Origin of the sequence: Rhizobium bangladeshense (assembly GCF_001662075.1) — a bacterium.
Taxonomy (GTDB): Bacteria; Pseudomonadota; Alphaproteobacteria; order Rhizobiales; family Rhizobiaceae; genus Rhizobium; species Rhizobium bangladeshense_B.
This window is the reverse complement of sequence record NZ_LYPL01000014.1, coordinates 101,913-120,247: the sequence shown is the minus strand read 5'-3', so window position 1 is coordinate 120,247 and position 18,335 is coordinate 101,913. Positions and strand designations below refer to the sequence as shown.

The window sequence follows — 18,335 nt, the reverse complement described above, 5'->3', positions numbered from 1 at the left end:
ACGATCATGGCCATGAAACCCGGCGATATCGAAGACATGATCAAGGCTGGGATTCCCGGTGCCAAGGTGACGATCCGCGATCTGGCGGGCGACGGCGATCACTACGCCGCCGAAGTCGTCGCCGAAGCCTTCCGCGGCAAGAGCCGCGTACAGCAGCACCAGATGGTCTACGAGGCGCTAAAGGGCAATATGGGCGGCGTGTTGCACGCGCTCGCACTGCAGACCTCGGCGCCGGATTGACAATTGAGGTAGCCCGCCACCCTCTCCGCTTCTCATTCCTATTTCAAGTACGGCGGTAAGGGAGGGCGTAGTAAGTGTCGGGCTATGAAGCACCTGCTGCGATGTCTCTTTGTACGCTGGCAGCGAGCTTGGCGAGAACGCCAACCACACTCTCCGTCATCCCAGGCCTGCAGCCTGGGATCCATGCGACTGCTGCTGATCGATGCGGCGGGGATACTCGGCTCAGGCCGAGCATGACGGAGGGGTCATTGATCTCGACGCTCTGGCGGGCTCGAATTAAATCGAGTCCCCCAAAAGAACCCACCAACGAACTCGGTGCCGGCAACCTGTCCTGCTCCGGATAAGCAAACACCGAAGCCGGCACCGGCCCCGATGTCAGCAGCGTGAAGTCGAAGGACGCCTTCAAATCCGGCCCCAGCACATATTGCCGATGGACGCGCAGCTGATCCTTGCGGATCTTGCGGTAATGTTCGCGCGTCAGCATCTGCTTGACGCGGATCAGGAGCATCTTCGCCGGGGGCGCGTCCGGGTGGCCGCAGACGGCGACAACCGGCACTTTATAGAAATTGATCGAGTCAGTAAGGCACTGCACATCAAGCCACGAAATCTCCGGGCAGCGGGCAATCAAGCCGACGCGGGCGCGCAGGAGGCTTGCCGATGACAGCAGCGCGCATTGCAGAATGGCGCTGCCGAGCGTTGCAAACACTACACGTTTGCCCTTGAAGATCTCCGGCTCCCTTTCCAGCAACATGCCGATGACATGGGCGGCCACGTTCGATCCCATACTGTGCGAGGAGATCACATATTCATCTGCCTCCTCATCAAGCGCCTTGCGTACGGCGGTGGCCCGGTCCTCCAGCCAATCGTTGAAATCCGCCCGGTGCATGCGGCCGAGCGCCACAGCCATTTGCCAATCGGCAAAGAGATGCAGCGTGTGGAAGCGTTCGGAAAACGGCAGGAAGGCGAAGATGAAGAAGCAGAGCGCCAGCGGCCCGCTCCACAGCATGTGCCAGGGCGAAAGGCCGAGACTATAGGGCGCGACGGCGATCTGCGCCGTCAGCGCGATCGCCAGCGCCGTCAGCAGGAACGGAAAGAGGAAGAACAGGCCGAAGCGCCAGGCACGACGGAAATAGCCCCGCATGCCGCCTTCGACCATGATCTGGGCGCAGCTGCGAAAACCCGCAACAATCTGGCTCAGCGTATTGCCGCTACGCAGCCTGCGCACGAACGTGTCGTGATCGATCATGTGTATCCGGCTCTTCGTCCGCCAAGTGGCAGGAGTAGGCTCTTCCCCGGGCGCCATCTCGGGTGCCCCAGGCGCCGCGCCGCTGGCCGAAACCTCGAAACTGAGTGGGTCGCTGCCGTCCGACGTTCCGATCTCGAGCGAATAGCCCCAAACGGCGGAACTCTGTCTGGCTGAGCGCTCGTAGCGCGCCCGGTGGGCAACGCCGTCAAGCGGCTCGAAGCCCGGAAAATGCAGGACGACCCGCTTTTTTATCAATCTCATTCCGTTCTTTCGGCCGGGCGAATGGCCGGCATGTTTGTGCGATCCGGCTGCTGTGGCGCCGATCTCGGCGAAAAAGCAGGTATGGTCTCGAAGGCGTCTTGCTAACCGAAGTCATCAGGAATTCAATAGCAGCCATGTCGTTTCCACCGTGAACGGAGGGGTTTTGTGGCCGATCTTGTCAAAGAATTGATATCAGGCGTCGTCGATAGCGTGCTGAAGGAAATCCTGAAGAAAACCACCGGCCGCATCGCGACGAAGCGCAGAAGGCGCAAGGCGCGCCCCGCTGCGACAACGGCTGCCGCCCGAAAGACGACTTCCGCCAAGCGCAAACCTGCCCGCAAACAGGTCAGCAAGCGACGCACAGCCGCCGGTCGCAGCCGCCAGCGCCGCAGCTGAGGCATGGCGCAATTATCCGACCGCTGAACCCGGCCCCGCGGCGACGTCGAAATTGACCGGATGCAGGCCCATTCAGCCCGACAACCGTAACGTGATAGCAACATCGCCGAGTGGCCTGACCAGATCGGTCTTTTTTTGGTTTGGGCGTCTGGAATTCCTGCTGTCACATGCTATCTAAGGACAACGATTGAAACGGTGGGCCTTTAACCCGCCCGTTGAAAGGATCAGGTCCCATGAGCGGCATTCACGAATTCATCGACAACGAAATCAAGAGCAACGACGTCGTCCTCTTTATGAAGGGCACGCCGCAGTTTCCGCAGTGCGGTTTCTCCGGCCAGGTCGTGCAGATTCTCGATTACATCGGCGTCGACTACAAGGGCATCAACGTGCTCGCCGATTCGGAGATCCGCCAGGGCATCAAGGATTATTCCAACTGGCCGACGATCCCGCAGCTTTACGTAAAGGGCCAGTTCATCGGCGGCTGCGACATCGTCCGGGAAATGTTCCAGGCCGGTGAGCTGCAACAGCATCTCCAGGAAAACGGCGTCACCGTTCGCGGCGCCGCCTGACCGGTCACCGGACGTCCGCCCGGTTTCCAAATCTGTTTCTCGAGTTCGAGGCGCTGCAGCCAGCAGCGCCTTGACCTGTTTATGGGAATTTCATTGTGACAGATTCATCACAAGCCGTGTCCGCGGGCCGCCTGCCCATGGGCAAGCGTGAATTCATCGCGCTCGCCGCTTTCCTGATGGCCGTAAATTCTCTGGCGATCGACATCATGCTGCCGGCGCTGCAGCAGATCGGGGCGAGCCTCGGCGTCGAGAGCGAAAATCATCGACAATTCGTCGTCTCCACCTATCTGCTCGGTTTCGGCTGCGCTCAGCTGTTCTACGGGCCGCTCTCCGACCGCTTCGGCCGCCGCACGCCGCTGTTGATCGGTCTCGTCATCTACATCCTGTCCGCCATCTGTATCGTCTTCGTCCCCTCTTTTGCCGGGTTGCTCGCCCTGCGCTTCCTGCAGGGCGTTGGTTCGGCCGCAACCCGCGTCATCACCGTCTCCATTGTCCGCGATATCTATGGCGGCCGGCAGATGGCCGAGGTCATGTCGCTGATCATGATGGTCTTCATGATCGTGCCGGTGATCGCGCCCGGCGCCGGCCAGGTCGTCATGTTCTTCGGCAATTGGCACCTGATCTTCCTCTTCATTGCCGCCATGGCGACCGGTATCGCCGTCTGGGCTTACGTTCGCCTGCCGGAAACCCTGCATCCGCGGAATGTCCGCCCCTTCACCGCCCGCTCGATCTTCGGTGCCTTCAAGCTCGTGCTGACCAATCGCGTGGCGCTCTGCTATACGATCGCCAGCACCTTCATCTTCGGCGCGCTGTTCGGCTTCATCAATTCCGCTCAGCAGGTCTATGTCGGCATTTACGGTCTCGGCGTCTATTTCCCCGTCGCCTTCGCCGGCGTGGCGATCTTCATGTCACTGTCATCCTTCTTCAACTCGCGCTTCGTCGGCAAGCTCGGCATGCGTCGCCTGTCGCACGGCTCGCTGATCGGCTTCATCGCCATCAACACCATCTGGCTGATCGTCCAGATGGCGAGTTCCGAGCCGATGCCCTTCGCCTTGTTCATCACCTTCTTCGGTCTGGCCATGTTCCAGTTCGGCTGGATCGGCTCGAACTTCAACTCGCTTGCCATGGAGCCGCTCGGCCATGTCGCCGGCACCGCCTCCTCCGTGCTCGGCTTCATGAGCACCGTCGGCGGCGCCATCATCGGCGCCGGCATCGGCCAGGCCTTCGATGGCACTGCGCTGCCGATGGTCGCCGGTTATTTCGCTGTCTCGATCGCCGGGTTGGTCTTCGTGCTGATTGCCGAGAAGGGCCGCCTCTTCCAGCAGCACAATCCGTCCGTTTGAAAGGCCGACCTCGTCCGCATCCAGGATTTCACCACATGACATCGCTGCATAAACCGCACCAGGAAAACCAAGGCTCCCGTCGTATCGGCATGGGCTTCGCTGAATTCGTCGTTACCATTGCGATCATGACGGCCAGCATTGCCATGGCGATCGACAGCATGCTGCCGGCATTGCCCAATATCGGCCGCTCCCTCGGCGTCACCAGCACCAACGACGCCCAGCTCATCATCGGCGTCTTCTTTCTCGGCTTCGGCGTTTCGCAGATATTCTTCGGCAGCCTTTCCGATACGTTCGGCCGCCGCAACATCCTGCTCGGCGGTCTCGCCTGTTATGTGGTCGCAATGTTTGCCGCTGCCGCCACCGGCAGCTTCGAAATGCTGCTCCTCATGCGCTTCGTTCAGGGCGTCGGCGGCGCGGCGGTGCGCATCACCACCATGGCCATCGTCCGCGACTGCTTCGGCGGCCGCGAAATGGCCCGCGTCATGTCCTATGTCATGATCGTCTTCATGATCGTGCCGATCGTCGCACCCTCGGTGGGCCAGCTCGTCATCCTTTATGCCAACTGGCATTGGATCTTCATTCTGCTCGGCGCCGTCGCCACCATCCTCTTCGTCTGGGCACTTCTGCGGCTGAAGGAATCGCTGCCGCCGGAAGAACGCCTGCCGCTGTCGGTCAACTCAGTCACCGACGGCTTCAAGACCGTGCTCACGAACCGCATTACCTCAGGCTACATGATCGGTCTCACCATGTTCACCGGCGTCATCAGCGCCTACGTGATCTCAGTGCAGCAGGTCTTCGGCGAGGTCTACGGCCTCGGCGATTGGCTGCCGATCGCCTTTGCGGCGACCGCCGGCGGCATTGCAGTGGCCAATTTCGCCAATGGCTTCTTCGTCCGCAAATTCGGCATGCGCCGCATTTCGCATGCAGCGCTGCTGATCTTCACGGCACTGTCGGCAGCAGGCTTTCTCATTGCACTGGCCGGCAAGGCGGATTTCGCCACCGCCTACAGCATCTTCACCATCGTGCTGATGATGTTTGCCGTGATCGCCACCAATTTCACCGCCATCAGCCTTGAGCCGATGGGCAATCTCGCCGGGACGGCGACCGCCATCACCGGTTTCGTCTCGACGACGGCAGGCGCCATCCTCGGCGGCTTGGTCGGCCAGATGTTCAACGGCACGGTGCAGCCTCTTTTCGGCGGCTTCGCGCTCTTCGGCCTGGTGACAATCGCAGCCACCCTCTGGGCCGAGAACGGCAAGCTCTTCACTCATCCCGGAGACAGCCCGCAGCTCGATCCGGGTGCGGCGCACTTCTGACATCGAAATCATTGGCGTCAGCGCGAAAGGCATTTCCGATGGACGACCGAATTCTGATCAGGCCTTACGCGCCAAAGCGATTCGGACGCGACGATCGAGATTTTTCTGCGCGCCATTCGGGAGGTTTCATCGAAAGACTATTTGCCCGCTCAGATCGAGGCTTGGGCAAAGGTGGAAGATCGCAGCCTGTGGGCGCAGCGCCGAATAAGCAGGCCTGGCTGGATCGCGGATATCGATGGAGTGCCGGTGGGGTTTTCCGACCTGACCGGAGACGGATGCCTGGACATGATCTTCGTACACCCTGATTTTCAGGGCCTCGGTATCGCAAGCCGCCTGTTGAGCAGGGTCGAGAAGGAAGCTTTGAACCTCGGATTCACGCGAATTTATACGGAAGCGAGCCGAACCGCCCGACCATTTTTCGAGCGCAGGGGTTTCCGCGTGATAACGAGGCAAACCGTGGAGAAACGCGGGCAAAGCCTGGAAAATTTCCGCATGGAAAAGCTCTACACGGAATAGGGCGCGAGCCGCCGATGCACCTTATCCGAATGAACTCCCGTCGCAGGATACGCTCTGCGGCCGGTTTTCATGCGTTCAAACAGTAACCACCTCACGGCGCAGCACCTTCCACGAGGCCTTGTCGGGGGCAATCAGCAGCCCGCCGGCGAGATGGTGTGGCAGGTAGGAAGAGCCGTCGAACCGGGCAGCATGGGCGCCGGCCTCCTGGGAAATGAGCGTGCCGGCGAGATGGTCCCAGGGCATCAGCTTGTTGTACATGAGGTAATGCACATGGCCGCCCGCAAGGGTGCGATATTCATGGGCCGCACAGCGATAGTTGGTGAGGAAGCGCACCTTGGCGAGATTGCCGAGGATCTCGGCCCGCTTCTCCTGCGGCAGGTAGCCGGTGGAGGCCATGCCGACCATCTGGTCGAGCGCGACAGGCTCGGCCGCGCGCAGCCGCCGCGCTTCGCCATCCGGCCGCCGCAGCCAGGCGCCGCTTCCCTTTTCCGCCATCACCCAATCGTCGCCCATCGGATCGTAGATGATGCCGGCAATCGTCTCGCCGCCGGAAACGACCGACGCCATGACGCCGAAGGCTGGGATGCCGGCGGCGAAATTGAACGTGCCGTCGACCGGATCGACGACGATTGCGAGATCGGCATCGGCGAGCCTGCCGAGCAGTGCCGGCTCGGCCGCGACCGATTCTTCGCCGACGAACAGGGCGCCCGGCCAGAGCCGTTCGGCTTCCGCCTTGATCATCCGCTCGGCCTGCTCGTCGGCCTCGGTAACGAGATCGGTCGCCTCACTCTTGGCGCGCACATCATCCCGGCCAAGCCGGCGGAAGCGCGGCAGAATCTCCGCCTTCGCCGCCCGCCGCAAGAGATCGGCAAGAACGGTCACGTCGACAGTCGCAGTCATGTCAAATCCTTTCGGGAAACGTATCAAATCAGATGCCGATGATCTCGCGGCGGATTAGCTGCCAGCTGTCCCTGTCGGGTGCTGAGATAATGCCGCCGGTTGTCTCGCCGGGGCGATAGGGGGTGCCGTCGAATTTCGCCGTATGGCCGCCGGCCTCCTGATGCGCAAGCACGCCGGCCAGGTGATCCCAGGGCATCAGCTTCGCATGGCCGATGAAATGCAGCTTGCCGGAGGCGACCATCCAATATTCGTGGGCCGAGCAGTTGAAAGCGAAGGTCATCCTGATCTTCGAGAGGTTGGAGCAGATGCGCGAGCGATCCGGGTCGTCCATATGACCCCATGAGATGCCGCCGACCATCTGGTTCAGGGCGGCGGGCTCCGCCACCTTGAGCCTGCTCGATTGGCCGTCCTGTCGCGTCTGGAAGGCGCCCGCTCCCTTGATCGCCGTCACCGTGTCGCCGAGGACAGGATCATGAATGATGCCGGCGACCGTCTCGCCCCTGACAGTGACCGCCAACATCGTCCCGAAGACGGGAAGCCCGGCGGCGAAATTGAAGGTGCCATCGACAGGATCGATGACGAAGGCGAGCTCGGCGTCGGCCAGGGCCGGAACGACGGACCGATCGGCGTCATAGGCTTCCTCGCCGACAACGAGTGCTGCGGGAAAACGCTCTTTCAGCGCCGCGGTGATCCTGTGTTCGGCGAGCACGTCCGCCTGCGTCACTAGGTCGATTGCCGAGGTCTTTTCCGAAACGTCGGCACTGCCTAGATTGCGAAAACGCGGCATGATTTCGGCGCGTGCCGCCTCCCTGACGCTATCGCCAAGAAAGAGAATATCCTTATCTGAAATGCTCATGCGAAATCATGTCCTTCATGCAGCGACCAGCCTCCCGCAGCCGGCCTTTCACGAAGGGTCGCTGACTGTCAAGCCGGAAAAGTCGAAGAGCTTCGGATCGAGCAGATGCGACGGATTCACATGCGCAAGCGCCCGCAGCATCGTGTCCTTGCGCCCCGGCATCCGTCGTTCGATATCGGCGAGCATGTCCTTCATCGCATTGCGCTGCAGCCCGTCCTGGGAGCCGCAGAGATCGCAGGGGATGATCGGAAACTGCATGGCGGCAGCGAACTTGGCGAGGTCGTCTTCGGCCGCATAGGCAAGCGGCCGCAGCAGCATCAGGTCGCCCTCGTCGTTCAGAAGCTTTGCCGGCATCGAGGCGAGGCGCCCGCCGTGGAAGAAATTCATGAAAAAGGTTTCGAGAATATCCTCACGGTGGTGGCCGAGCACCAGCGCATCGCAGCCTTCTTCCCGGGCGATACGGTAGAGATTGCCGCGCCGCAGCCGCGAACAGAGCGAGCAGTAGGTCGCCCCTTCCGGCACCTTCTCCTTAACGATCGAATACGTGTCCCGATACTCGATCCGGTGCCGGACACCGATCCTCGTCAGATAATCCGGCAGTACATGCTTGGGAAAGTTCGGTTGCCCTTGGTCGAGATTGCAGGCGATGAGCTCGACCGGCAGCAGCCCGCGCCATTTGAGATCAAGCAGCAGCGCCAGCAGCCCATAGGAATCTTTGCCGCCGGAAAGGCCGACCAGCCAGCGCTTCTGCCCCTTCAGCATATCGAAGTCGTCGAAGGCCTGGCGCACCTGCCGCAGCAGCCGCTTGCGCAGCTTGTTGAAGGAGACCGAGGGCGGCGCGTCGGCAAACAGCGCATGGCCAATGTCATCCACTGATACAACAGACTCCAGATCGTCCGCGATGTTGGCTGCGATATTCATGACCTCGTCCAATCGAAGATTGCAGGCTTGAAACTTCGAGCCTGCCTTATCACGCTGCCTTTAGCAGAAAGTCGCGCGGCAACACAGCATCAATCACCGAACACCGACCAGCCGGTGCGCGCCGCCAGCATCTCCAGCGCCACGGCGCCGAGTTGCGAGTTGCCGACCTTGTTCAGCCCAGGCGACCAGACGGCGATCGAGGCAACGCCCGGCGCAACCGCGAAGATGCCGCCGCCGACGCCGCTCTTGCCGGGCAGGCCAACATGATAGGCGAAGTCGCCCGAGCCATCGTAATGGCCGCAGGTCAGCATCAGCGCATTGATGCGCCGCGCCCGCTTCGGTGAGACCACCGAATGACCGGTCATCGGATTGCTGCCGCGCGCCGCCAGGAACAGCCCGGCGCGGGCGAGCTGCTCGCAGCTCATCGACAGGGCGCATTGATGAAAATAGACGCCGAGCACGTGGTCGACGGGGTGATCGAGATTGCGGTAGGCGCGCATGAAGTTCGCGAGCGCGACATTGCGATACCCCGTCTGCGTTTCCGAGCGCGCCACCTTGTCGTCGATGGTGATCGACTCGTCGTCGGCGAGATAACGCACGAAGCGCAGCAATTGGCCGATCGCCTCCCGCGGTGCATGGCCGGCCATGACGACGTCGGTGACGGCGATCGCGCCGGCATTGATGAAGGGATTGCGGGGAATGCCGCTCTCGTGTTCGAGCTGGACGATCGAGTTGAAGGCCGATCCGGACGGTTCACGCCCGACGCGCTTCCATAAGCTTTCGCCGACCTTGCCGAGCGCCAAGGTCAGCATGAAGACCTTCGATATGCTCTGGATCGAGAAGGAGATGTCTGCATCGCCGACACGGTAGACCTTGCCGTCGACGGTAACGATCGCCATGCCGAACTGCCGTGGATCGACCTTGGCAAGCTCAGGAATATAGTCAGCGACCTTACCCTCGCCGACCCGTGGCAGGATATCGGTGTAGATGCTATCGAGGGTCGCCTGCAAATCCGCCATCGCTTCTCTCCGGAACAAAAAAGCCGCCCGAAAGAGCGGCTTTTCCATAAGCGAAAACGCCTGGTGTTTCTTAACGCGAATAGAATTCGACGACCAGGTGTGGTTCCATGACGACCGGGAACGGAACGTCGCTGAGGGTCGGAACGCGGCCGTAGGTGGCGACCATCTTGTTGTGATCGACTTCGATATAGTCGGGAACGTCACGCTCGGCGAGGCTGACGGCTTCCAGAACGGTCACCAGCTGCTTCGACTTTTCGCGAACCTCGATGACGTCGCCGGCCTTGCAACGGTAGGAACCGATGTTGACGCGGACGCCGTTGACGGTCACGTGGCCATGGTTGACGAACTGACGGGCAGCAAAGACCGTCGGAACGAACTTGGCGCGATAGACGATCGCGTCGAGGCGCGATTCCAGCAGGCCGATCAGGTTTTCCGAGGTGTCGCCCTTGCGGCGGGCTGCTTCTGCGAAGATTGCGCGGAACTGCTTCTCGCGCAGGTCACCGTAGTAACCCTTAAGCTTCTGCTTGGCGCGCAGCTGCACACCGAAGTCCGACAGCTTGCCCTTGCGGCGCTGGCCGTGCTGGCCCGGGCCGTATTCGCGGCGGTTCACCGGGGACTTCGGCCGGCCCCAGATGTTTTCGCCCATACGGCGGTCAATTTTGTACTTGGACGATTCGCGCTTGCTCATCGTATTTCCTTTCAAAGGTTTATAGCGGTTTGTTGCCAAATCGCGCGAAGGAAACACGCCCTCCTCTGGTTTCTTTCGAGACCTGACAGGATGCTCCGGTTAGCGAACAGGAACGATCCACGGGACATGTCAAATGAAACACCGGACATTGCTGCCCGGTGCTTGGCGCGGTCTTTAGAGGCCCGTCATGAAAATGTCAACAGCGGCAAAGAACGAAATCGCCGCTATTCCGCAGCCAGCGGCTGATCGCCCGTATCCGGCGCGTTCGCGTCGCCGGGCGCCGTCTGGCAGTTCATGTCAGGGAAAGCCACGATCCGCTTGCCGGAGAAATCCGTGTGCACGACGACGATCCCCTGTTCCTCGAAATAGCCGAGCAGACGGCGAGCGCGACGGGCGGAATGCGTACCGTAAGCGCGGGCGATGCGCGCATCCGACGGGCACGCCTCACCGCAGACGGCGGCCTTGGCGAGCATCAGGAAGACGCCCTGCAGGTCGTCGGTGACGCCTGCCGAGAGCGACAGCGCCGTCGCCCAGGCTTCCGTTCCGGCGGTTTCGGCATCGACGCCGGAGCGCGAGATCGCGACGCGCCGGCGGAAATCCGGCAGCGCTATCGGCGGCCCCGGCACGCGGCGCATGCGCAGCCGCACGAGAAAATCCTGGTAAAGCACTGAATCCGTGCGGAAGGCGGACGCAGGATCGTCGAGTATTTCGGCAAGCACGCCGGCAAGGCGCTCCTCCCGCTCCTCTGGCGATATCTCCGCCTGGCTCGCCCTCGCCTCGACGGGCGCTGCCGATGCCGCCGGCGTCGAGCGTGAGAGTTCGGCCAGGATATCCGTCGTCGGCCGCGGCGCCGGCGGCGCGCGGCGCACGAGCGGGCGCTGGAATTCCTCCGGATCCGGTGTGAAGATCAGATCCTCGACATCTTGCGGCGCATCCGGCAATGGCATCAGCTTCGGGCTCGATGAGCGCGCCGAGGTCTCCACCGCACCGATCTGGATCGGCAGCGGCCGGCGCGACAATGCCGGTCCGAGGGCAACGAAATTTCCGCGCTTCAGGTCACGGAACATTTCCGCCTGGCGCCGGTCCATGCCGAGCAAGTCGGCTGCGCGCGCCATGTCGATATCGAGGAAGGTGCGGCCCATCAGGAAGTTCGAGGCTTCGGCCGCAACGTTCTTGGCGAGCTTGGCAAGCCGTTGCGTCGCGATCACGCCGGCAAGCCCGCGCTTGCGGCCGCGGCACATCAGGTTGGTCATTGCCCCAAGCGACATCTTGCGCGCATCTTCCGAAACATCGCCGCCGACGGACGGAGCAAACATCTGCGCTTCATCGACGACGACAAGAACGGGATACCAGTATTCACGATCGGCATCGAACATGCCGTTGAGGAAGGCGGCCGCAGCACGCATCTGCTGCTCGATATCGAGGCCTTCCAACGTCAACACACAGGACACCCGATGCTGGCGGATACGGTTGGCAATACCCGCCAGCTCCGCCTCGGTGCGCTCGCCATCGACGACGATATGGCCGAATCTGTCGCTGAGGGTGACGAAATCACCCTCGGGATCGATGATGACCTGCTGCACCCATTGCGCGGATTGCTCGAGCAGTCGGCGCAACAGATGCGACTTTCCCGATCCGGAATTGCCCTGCACGAGCAGACGCGTCGCCAGCAGTTCCTCGATATCGAGCGTCGCCGGGCTGCCGGACGCCAATCCCATATCGATACCAACCTGCAATGCCGATCCTCGCGACGAAAAGACTCACATGAACGAAGCGCCATTCTTCCGAAACGGCAACGCCCCGTCTATCAAAGAATCTGCTGATTTTCAGGGCCGGATTTCACCAACCCACAGGACAATTCCCTCACGCTTTCAGGCCGAAACCCTGCATCAGCCGCCGCGTCGCGAAATCCTGCCGGCCTGACGTAAACACGGCAAAGTCGAAATTATCGGGGTGCACGGCATCGGCAACCAGCGGAACCAACGTGCGGGCGCGCCGCGCGATCGCTTCGGCTGGATCAAGCCAGTCGACCGGCCAAGGGGCAATCCGCCGGAAAAGATTGGCCATGAAAGGATAGTGGGTGCAGGCGAGCACGACGATATCGGTCTTCTGACCGTTCTTCTCGACGAAACACTGGTCAATCTCGGAAAGCACCGCGTCATCGGAGACGGCGTCGCCGCGAATATAGGCTTCCGCCATGCGCGCCAGATTCTCCGAACCGACGAGACGGACATGGCATTGCTGCGCGAACGACTGGATGAGATCGCGCGTATAGGCCCGCTTCACCGTTCCCGGCGTTGCGAGCACCGAGACGAGGCCGGAGCGCGTGCGCTCAGCCGCCGGCTTGATCGCCGGCACTGTGCCCACGAAGGTCATCTGGGGAAAGGCGGCGCGCAGATCGGCGCCGACAAGGGTGAAAGCGGTGTTGCAGGCAATGATGCAGACTTCGGGATCATAATCATTCAGCAGCTTGCCGAAGAGCCCGATGATCCGCTCTTTCAGCGCCTGTTCCTCCCAGCCGCCATAGGGAAAGCCGGCATCGTCAGCGACGTATATGAAGCCGCGCTCCGGCATCAGCACGCGCGCCTCGCGCAACACGGTCAGTCCGCCGATGCCTGAATCGAAGACGAGGACGGGTTTCAGCTCATTCGTCGGCGCTGTCATCGGAGGGCGCTTTCTTGCCGGATCTGGTGGAACCGCCTTTGCGCGGACTGTTGCGCGTAAAGCGGTCGAGAGAGGAAATGACGCCGCGCAGCACGCTGATTTCTTGTTCCGTGAATGCCCGGCGGGAGAGGACTGCGCGCAGGTTGTCGACCATTTTCGGCTTTTTCGAGGGCGGATGAAAATAGTTGCGCGAATCGAGCGCCTCTTCCAACTGCTCGAACAGGCCGAAGAGCTGCTCCTTGGTGGACGGGCGCTGCTCGAGTGCCTGGAAAGGCACGGCTTCCAGATCCTCCATGCCCGATTTCATCCACTCATAGGACATGAGCAGCACGGCCTGGGCGATGTTGAGCGAGGCAAAAGCCGGATTGACCGGAAAGGTGACGATCTCGTCGGCTAGCGCCACTTCCTCGTTGGTCAGGCCCCAGCGCTCGCGACCGAAGAGGATACCGGTCGCCTCACCTGCTCGGAATTTCGTACGCAGCGTGTCGGCGGCAAAGACCGGCGAGCGTACCGGCTTGTAATTGTCACGGCTGCGCGCCGTCGTCGCATAGACGAAATTGAGATCGGCAATCGCCTCCTCCAGGGTGTCGTACACCTTCGTCGCCGCGATCACATGATCGGCCTTGGAGGCCGTCGCCTGCGCCTTCTCGTTCGGCCAGCCGTCGCGCGGATTGACGAGGCGCAGTTCGGCAAGCCCGAAATTCGCCATTGCGCGCGCCACCATGCCGATATTCTCGCCCATCTGCGGCTCGACCAGAATGATGGCCGGCCCTTCGGCCAGAAGTGGACGCTCGCTGTTCGTGCCTGCCATGGTCTTATCCTTGTTTCGAGCGCGCAATAGCCTCGCCCGCCGCAAACGGCAAGATGTCGGCCTGCGGATAGAGCCTTTCCAGCGCCGAACCGATCATTTCGAGCCCCAGCCTGGCGCCCTCGCGCGACACCGGGAGGTGTCGTCCTGTCGTCCGCGATGCCTGGCGCTTGATCAGGAAACAGCTCGAGCCGCGCGGGGCGGCATTGTCGATCAGCGCCAGGTCCGCCGCGATCAGCCTGTTCAGATTGTCGTCGACGGCCGGCGCTTCATAATTTTTCGCCAGGATACGCGCCCAGTAGGTGCAGGACAGGAAGATCGCCAACGTCTGCCGGATTTGGCCGGGCCGCGTCACCACCGACCAGGAAGAGCCGAGCGGCCGCGCCGCCACCGTTACGTCACGGTAGCAGGCATCGATCTTCTGCGACTGCGCCATCAGCTCGAAACCGCTTTTGTCCTCGCCGAGGGCGCCAAGCAAATCGCGCAGCGCCTGGAACCAACTGGCAAGCGCGGAATCGAGCGCGCCGCGCGTGCGCGTGGGAAAGACTATAAAAGCGACCACCGTTCCGGCCACCGCCCCGATCATCGTCTCGCCGATGCGCAGCTTCAGCAGGTCGAGCGTCAGCACGCCCGTCATGCCGTAAACCAGGCAGAGCACGATCGAGATGAAGAAGGTCATTGTCGCATAGGAAACCTGCAGAAAATAGAAAGCGAGGAAGGTACAGACGGCGGCAACCGGAATGGCGAGTTCAGGCTCGCCTGAAATCAGCGTTGCCAGCACAAGGCCGATAGCGATCCCGAACACGGTCCCGAGCGAGCGCGACAGCGCCCTCATCGCGGTGTCGCCGCGCGAATTGGTGTTGGTGAAGACGAGGAAGGAAGCGAGCACCGCCCAGAACCAGCGTTCGCGCGATAAGAGCAGCCCGAAGCTCATGGCGATCGCCGACGCGATCGTGATCTGCAGCGCCGACCGCAGCAGCGGATTGGCGAATGAAAAGTCGATCGGCTGGGATTGCGCCGTGTCCTTGTCCGTATCGATGCCGGAAAAACCAGAGGCCCGCCCCGTGTCGATCGCCTGCGTAAGTTGCTGCCGCGCCTCGCCGAGCCAGAGCAGCACCCGCACCGTCTCGCCTTGCGGCGCGTCCTTGGCGGCTTCCGCCATCCCTTCATAGGTGGCGAGCGCGGCCTTGTCGGCTGCGATCACCGCGTGGACGAGCGCGAAAGGCGGCGGGCTCTGGAAGCTCAGCACGATCGCACTTTCGGCCGCGAGATGGGCGTCGAAGAGCCGGATCGCCAGTTCGGCGGCGGGGTCGGCGGCGGCGTCAAAAACGCCGGCCGACGGGCGCGGGATGAAGGTCTCCGCCATCAGTACCACTTCCTTCAGCCGGTCTTCCAGCTGGCGCAGCTCCTGCCGGTCGGTTTCGCCGATCTCGGCGCCGCCGGCGATGGCGGCGAGCTTGAAGAGGATCTGGTTGATCCGGCCACTGACGCTTTCGAGCGAGCGCAGCAGGTCGCGCCGCCAATCGTCGGGCAGCAGCACCGCCCTCACCAGATGGCCGACAAGCACCGCGACGACGGGGCCGATCGCCACCGCCGGCAGTTCGGCGAGTTGCGGCCGGAAATAGGCGCCCATGAAATAAGAGGTGAAGGCGAACATGCCGATGGCAAAACCGCGCGGCCCGAACACCCGTCCGGCCGATGCAAGCGCGATCACCACCAGGAAGACGAGATCGGAGAGCAAGCGGTGATCTTCGAGCCCCATGGCAATGCCGACGACAGCAAGGCTGGCGGCACAACCGAAAAGCCGCGTCACCAGTTGGCGGGAACTGCCCTTGTCGCGTACCGCCACGCCGCCTTCGATCGACAGCACGATGCCGAGGCCGAAGGCCGCGGTCGGCAGTGGCAGGATTGCCATGTGGACGGCAAGAAGGACCAAAAAGGAGACAACGATCGTCAGCGTCACCCGCAGCGCCATGCGCAGGCGCGAAAGCGCCGGATCATTGGCAAGCAGCCAGTCGCGAGCCTGAAAGCTGGAAAACAAATGCAGGAACCCCTCGTGCCGCGGAAGGATCGACAGATAATGCCATGCCTGGCGAAAGCAAACCGCCCGAGATCGAGTCTCGACGCTCTCGAATGTCGCGCGCCTATTGGTCCTTGGCAATCAGCGCCATCGTCGCCTTCAGGGAATTGTGGCCCTGCGTTTCGATATTCTCGGTGACGATATCGTCGATCACCGGCTGGCCGGCCTCCTCGACCACCTCGAAGCGACCGGTCGTATAGTCCTTGGTATCGGGCGCGTCCGAACAGGCGGATTTCCTGAAGCGCACCGTTACCTCGGTCGTCCCATTGACCGGTGCCGCCGCCGCCATCGTCAGATCCTCCAGCGGGCATGCATCCTGGCCGTTGACGATGACGTCGTAGTCGAAGGGCGATATGCCGTCGTCGTCGACGGCGGGAAATTGCGCAGCCGCCTGGTATCTTGTGACGAAGTCCTTGCTGTAGAGACGATCGAGCCGGCTCGCATCGAAAATGTCGGTCCAGTCGCTGTTGTTGTCGGCCCAGTTTCTCTTGGTCGCGTCCATGATCTCCTGCACGGGAGCGGTGGCATCGGTCGCATGGGCAGCGCCCGAAAAGGCGATAAGGCCTGCGATAACAACGGCGATCGTCTTCATGGTCGAATGTTCCGGGGCGGCCAAATCAAGGCGGACACTAGCCAGATTTCAGCGTTTGGCAATGGCGGCAAAAACGCATTGCGAAAGCCGATGCAGCTTTGCGTTCCCGGTTCACAATGCTATAGCGCTCCTCATCACGTCACCCACCCGGGACGCTTGTCCCCTTCAAGCTCGAACGAGGCAGATACATGAACAAGATCAAGGTCGCCAATCCCGTCGCCGATCTCGACGGCGATGAAATGACGCGCATCATCTGGCAGCTCATCAAGGATAAGCTGATCCATCCGTATCTCGACCTCGACATCGACTATTACGACCTTTCGGTCGAAAACCGCGACGCCACCAACGACCAGGTCACCGTCGACGCCGCCAATGCCATCAAGAAGTACGGCGTCGGCATCAAGTGCGCGACGATCACGCCGGATGAAGCCCGCGTGAAGGAATTCAACCTCAAGGAAATGTGGAAGAGCCCGAACGGCACGATCCGCAACATCCTCGGCGGCGTCATCTTCCGCGAGCCGATCATTTGCCGCAACGTGCCGCGCCTGGTTCCCGGCTGGACGCAGCCGATCGTCGTCGGCCGCCATGCCTTCGGCGACCAGTACCGCGCCACCGATTTCAAATTCCCCGGCAAGGGCAAGCTGACCATCAAGTTCGTCGGCGAAGACGGCACCGTGATCGAGAAGGAGGTCTTCAACGCGCCGGGCGCCGGCGTTGCCATGGCCATGTACAACCTCGACGAATCGATCCGCGAATTCGCCCGCGCCTCGATGATGTACGGCCTGATGCGCAAGTGGCCGGTTTACCTGTCGACCAAGAATACCATTCTCAAGGCCTATGACGGCCGCTTCAAAGACATCTTCGAAGAAGTCTACGAGACCGAATTCAAGGATCAGTTCAAGGAAGCCGGCATCACCTATGAACACCGTCTGATCGACGACATGGTCGCCTCGGCGCTCAAGTGGTCGGGCGGCTACGTCTGGGCCTGCAAGAACTATGACGGCGACGTCCAGTCCGACACCGTCGCCCAGGGCTTCGGCTCGCTCGGCCTGATGACCTCGGTTCTGCTGACGCCTGATGGTAAGACGGTCGAAGCCGAAGCCGCCCACGGCACCGTCACCCGCCACTACCGCCAGCACCAGAAGGGTCAGGAAACCTCGACGAACTCGATCGCCTCGATCTTCGCCTGGACCCGCGGCCTCGCGCACCGCGCCAAGCTCGACGACAATGCCGAACTCGCAAAGTTCGCCTCGACGCTGGAAAAGGTCTGCGTCGACACCGTCGAATCCGGCTTCATGACCAAGGATCTGGCGCTGCTGATCGGCCCCGACCAGCCGTGGCTCTCGACCACCGCCTTCCTCGACAAGATCGACCAGAACCTGCAGAAGGCGATGGCGTAAGCCAGCCCTTTCGGGATAGCATTGAAACGGCGGGGATTTCCCCGCCGTTTTCATTTTGGAGAACCGCAGATGACGGCGACCGTGCGCCCGCTCGAACCTTCTGACCGCACCGCTTGGCAGCCCCTATGGGAGGCGTATCAGCGCTTCTACGAGGTGGGCATCCCTGCCGAAACCACGGATCTCACCTGGAACCGCTTCCACGATCCTGACGAACCGATGCACGCGCTCGGCGCCTTTGATGAAGACGGCCGCCTCGTCGGCATCGTGCATGTGATCTTTCACCGTTCCTGCTGGCTGCCGCAATGGACCTGCTATCTGCAGGATCTCTACGTCGAAACCAGCCAGCGCGGCCTCGGCACCGGTGCCGCACTGATCGATGCGGTCGCCGATCTCGCGCGCGCAAACGACGCCGGCAGGCTCTACTGGATGACGCACGAAACCAATGCCACGGCGCGGCGGCTGTACGACCGGATCGCCGAACGCTCAGGCTTCATCCAGTATCGCAAAGCTCTCTGACGAT

The 18,335-nt window shown here is 61.9% G+C and carries 17 protein-coding genes and 2 pseudogenes; 8 read left to right on the top strand and 11 right to left on the bottom strand.

Features of this window, described 5'->3' with window-relative positions:
* Nucleotides 1–6 precede the first annotated feature (6 nt).
* Nucleotides 7–240, top strand: a complete 234-nt coding sequence (locus tag A7X77_RS24515; protein WP_004676237.1) for a BolA/IbaG family iron-sulfur metabolism protein — start codon at nt 7–9, stop codon at nt 238–240.
* A 316-nt stretch (nt 241–556) separates the two neighbouring features.
* On the opposite strand, the pseudogene A7X77_RS24510 reads toward A7X77_RS24515, so the two are convergent.
* Nucleotides 557–1,747: pseudogene (locus A7X77_RS24510) on the bottom strand (hypothetical protein); the annotation flags it as partial.
* A 165-nt stretch (nt 1,748–1,912) separates the two neighbouring features.
* On the opposite strand from A7X77_RS24510, the gene A7X77_RS24505 reads away from it, so the two are divergent.
* The 5 genes and pseudogenes from A7X77_RS24505 to A7X77_RS24485 all read left to right on the top strand — a co-directional run bounded on the left by A7X77_RS24505 (nt 1,913) and on the right by A7X77_RS24485 (nt 5,887).
* Nucleotides 1,913–2,143 (top strand): hypothetical protein, encoded by a 231-nt coding sequence (locus A7X77_RS24505; RefSeq protein ID WP_064685430.1) that lies wholly within the window; start codon nt 1,913–1,915, stop codon nt 2,141–2,143.
* A gap of 233 nt (nt 2,144–2,376) precedes the next feature.
* Nucleotides 2,377–2,712, top strand: coding sequence for a Grx4 family monothiol glutaredoxin (gene grxD / locus A7X77_RS24500; RefSeq protein ID WP_064685429.1), 336 nt, complete (start codon nt 2,377–2,379; stop codon nt 2,710–2,712).
* Nucleotides 2,713–2,849: 137 nt separating this feature from the next.
* The gene (locus A7X77_RS24495; protein ID WP_064685428.1) at nt 2,850–4,055 is read left to right on the top strand and encodes a multidrug effflux MFS transporter; all 1,206 of its coding nucleotides are present in this window, start codon (nt 2,850–2,852) and stop codon (nt 4,053–4,055) included.
* A gap of 35 nt (nt 4,056–4,090) precedes the next feature.
* On the top strand, nt 4,091–5,371 hold the full coding sequence (locus tag A7X77_RS24490) for a multidrug effflux MFS transporter (protein ID WP_064685427.1): 1,281 nt from the start codon (nt 4,091–4,093) through the stop codon (nt 5,369–5,371).
* Between the two features lie 38 nt (nt 5,372–5,409).
* Nucleotides 5,410–5,887 (top strand): annotated as a pseudogene (locus tag A7X77_RS24485) (GNAT family N-acetyltransferase).
* Between the two features lie 75 nt (nt 5,888–5,962).
* On the opposite strand, the gene A7X77_RS24480 reads toward A7X77_RS24485, so the two are convergent.
* The 10 genes from A7X77_RS24480 to A7X77_RS24435 all read right to left on the bottom strand — a co-directional run bounded on the left by A7X77_RS24480 (nt 5,963) and on the right by A7X77_RS24435 (nt 16,415).
* On the bottom strand, nt 5,963–6,787 hold the full coding sequence (locus tag A7X77_RS24480) for an inositol monophosphatase family protein (protein WP_064685426.1): 825 nt from the start codon (nt 6,785–6,787) through the stop codon (nt 5,963–5,965).
* A 28-nt stretch (nt 6,788–6,815) separates the two neighbouring features.
* Nucleotides 6,816–7,643: an inositol monophosphatase family protein gene (locus A7X77_RS24475; protein ID WP_064685425.1), complete on the bottom strand. Its 828-nt coding sequence runs from the start codon at nt 7,641–7,643 to the stop codon at nt 6,816–6,818.
* Between the two features lie 48 nt (nt 7,644–7,691).
* Entirely contained in the window at nt 7,692–8,564 is an 873-nt protein-coding gene (gene ttcA, locus A7X77_RS24470; protein WP_064685494.1) for a tRNA 2-thiocytidine(32) synthetase TtcA, read from the bottom strand.
* 89 nt (nt 8,565–8,653) lie between these two features.
* Nucleotides 8,654–9,583, bottom strand: coding sequence for a glutaminase (locus tag A7X77_RS24465; RefSeq protein WP_064685424.1), 930 nt, complete (start codon nt 9,581–9,583; stop codon nt 8,654–8,656).
* A gap of 70 nt (nt 9,584–9,653) precedes the next feature.
* Nucleotides 9,654–10,271, bottom strand: a complete 618-nt coding sequence (gene rpsD / locus A7X77_RS24460; protein WP_064685423.1) for a 30S ribosomal protein S4 — start codon at nt 10,269–10,271, stop codon at nt 9,654–9,656.
* Between the two features lie 224 nt (nt 10,272–10,495).
* Nucleotides 10,496–12,007: an ATP-binding protein gene (locus A7X77_RS24455; RefSeq protein ID WP_064685422.1), complete on the bottom strand. Its 1,512-nt coding sequence runs from the start codon at nt 12,005–12,007 to the stop codon at nt 10,496–10,498.
* A gap of 127 nt (nt 12,008–12,134) precedes the next feature.
* On the bottom strand, nt 12,135–12,935 hold the full coding sequence (murI, locus tag A7X77_RS24450; protein WP_064685421.1) for a glutamate racemase: 801 nt from the start codon (nt 12,933–12,935) through the stop codon (nt 12,135–12,137).
* On the bottom strand, nt 12,916–13,746 hold the full coding sequence (locus tag A7X77_RS24445; protein ID WP_064685420.1) for an RNA methyltransferase: 831 nt from the start codon (nt 13,744–13,746) through the stop codon (nt 12,916–12,918). Before A7X77_RS24445 ends, murI begins: the two co-directional genes overlap by 20 nt.
* A gap of 4 nt (nt 13,747–13,750) precedes the next feature.
* Nucleotides 13,751–15,790, bottom strand: a complete 2,040-nt coding sequence (locus A7X77_RS24440; RefSeq protein WP_197486888.1) for an FUSC family protein — start codon at nt 15,788–15,790, stop codon at nt 13,751–13,753.
* A gap of 97 nt (nt 15,791–15,887) precedes the next feature.
* Nucleotides 15,888–16,415 carry a hypothetical protein gene (locus A7X77_RS24435; protein WP_064685418.1) on the bottom strand — a complete coding sequence of 176 codons (528 nt, stop codon included), beginning with the start codon at nt 16,413–16,415 and terminating at the stop codon, nt 15,888–15,890.
* Nucleotides 16,416–16,603: 188 nt separating this feature from the next.
* On the opposite strand from A7X77_RS24435, the gene A7X77_RS24430 reads away from it, so the two are divergent.
* Together A7X77_RS24430 and A7X77_RS24425 are read left to right on the top strand one after the other, a co-directional pair.
* Nucleotides 16,604–17,815 (top strand): NADP-dependent isocitrate dehydrogenase, encoded by a 1,212-nt coding sequence (locus tag A7X77_RS24430; protein ID WP_064685417.1) that lies wholly within the window; start codon nt 16,604–16,606, stop codon nt 17,813–17,815.
* Nucleotides 17,816–17,884: 69 nt separating this feature from the next.
* A complete protein-coding gene (locus A7X77_RS24425) occupies nt 17,885–18,331 on the top strand; it encodes a GNAT family N-acetyltransferase (RefSeq protein WP_064685416.1) in 447 nt (148 codons plus the stop codon).
* Nucleotides 18,332–18,335 lie beyond the last annotated feature (4 nt).

Bases quoted from the DNA above. Each gene is read 5' to 3' on its own strand.
- murI (WP_064685421.1), bottom strand. From the start codon at position 12,935: ATGACAGCGCCGACGAATGAGCTGAAACCCGTCCTCGTCTTCGATTCA.
- grxD (WP_064685429.1), top strand. From the start codon at position 2,377: ATGAGCGGCATTCACGAATTCATCGACAACGAAATCAAGAGCAACGAC.
- A7X77_RS24465 (WP_064685424.1), bottom strand. From the start codon at position 9,583: ATGGCGGATTTGCAGGCGACCCTCGATAGCATCTACACCGATATCCTG.
- A7X77_RS24480 (WP_064685426.1), bottom strand. From the start codon at position 6,787: ATGACTGCGACTGTCGACGTGACCGTTCTTGCCGATCTCTTGCGGCGG.
- A7X77_RS24425 (WP_064685416.1), top strand. From the start codon at position 17,885: ATGACGGCGACCGTGCGCCCGCTCGAACCTTCTGACCGCACCGCTTGG.
- A7X77_RS24445 (WP_064685420.1), bottom strand. From the start codon at position 13,746: ATGGCAGGCACGAACAGCGAGCGTCCACTTCTGGCCGAAGGGCCGGCC.
- A7X77_RS24475 (WP_064685425.1), bottom strand. From the start codon at position 7,643: ATGAGCATTTCAGATAAGGATATTCTCTTTCTTGGCGATAGCGTCAGG.
- A7X77_RS24435 (WP_064685418.1), bottom strand. From the start codon at position 16,415: ATGAAGACGATCGCCGTTGTTATCGCAGGCCTTATCGCCTTTTCGGGC.
- A7X77_RS24430 (WP_064685417.1), top strand. From the start codon at position 16,604: ATGAACAAGATCAAGGTCGCCAATCCCGTCGCCGATCTCGACGGCGAT.
- ttcA (WP_064685494.1), bottom strand. From the start codon at position 8,564: ATGAATATCGCAGCCAACATCGCGGACGATCTGGAGTCTGTTGTATCA.
- A7X77_RS24490 (WP_064685427.1), top strand. From the start codon at position 4,091: ATGACATCGCTGCATAAACCGCACCAGGAAAACCAAGGCTCCCGTCGT.
- A7X77_RS24495 (WP_064685428.1), top strand. From the start codon at position 2,850: ATGGGCAAGCGTGAATTCATCGCGCTCGCCGCTTTCCTGATGGCCGTA.
- A7X77_RS24515 (WP_004676237.1), top strand. From the start codon at position 7: ATGGCCATGAAACCCGGCGATATCGAAGACATGATCAAGGCTGGGATT.
- rpsD (WP_064685423.1), bottom strand. From the start codon at position 10,271: ATGAGCAAGCGCGAATCGTCCAAGTACAAAATTGACCGCCGTATGGGC.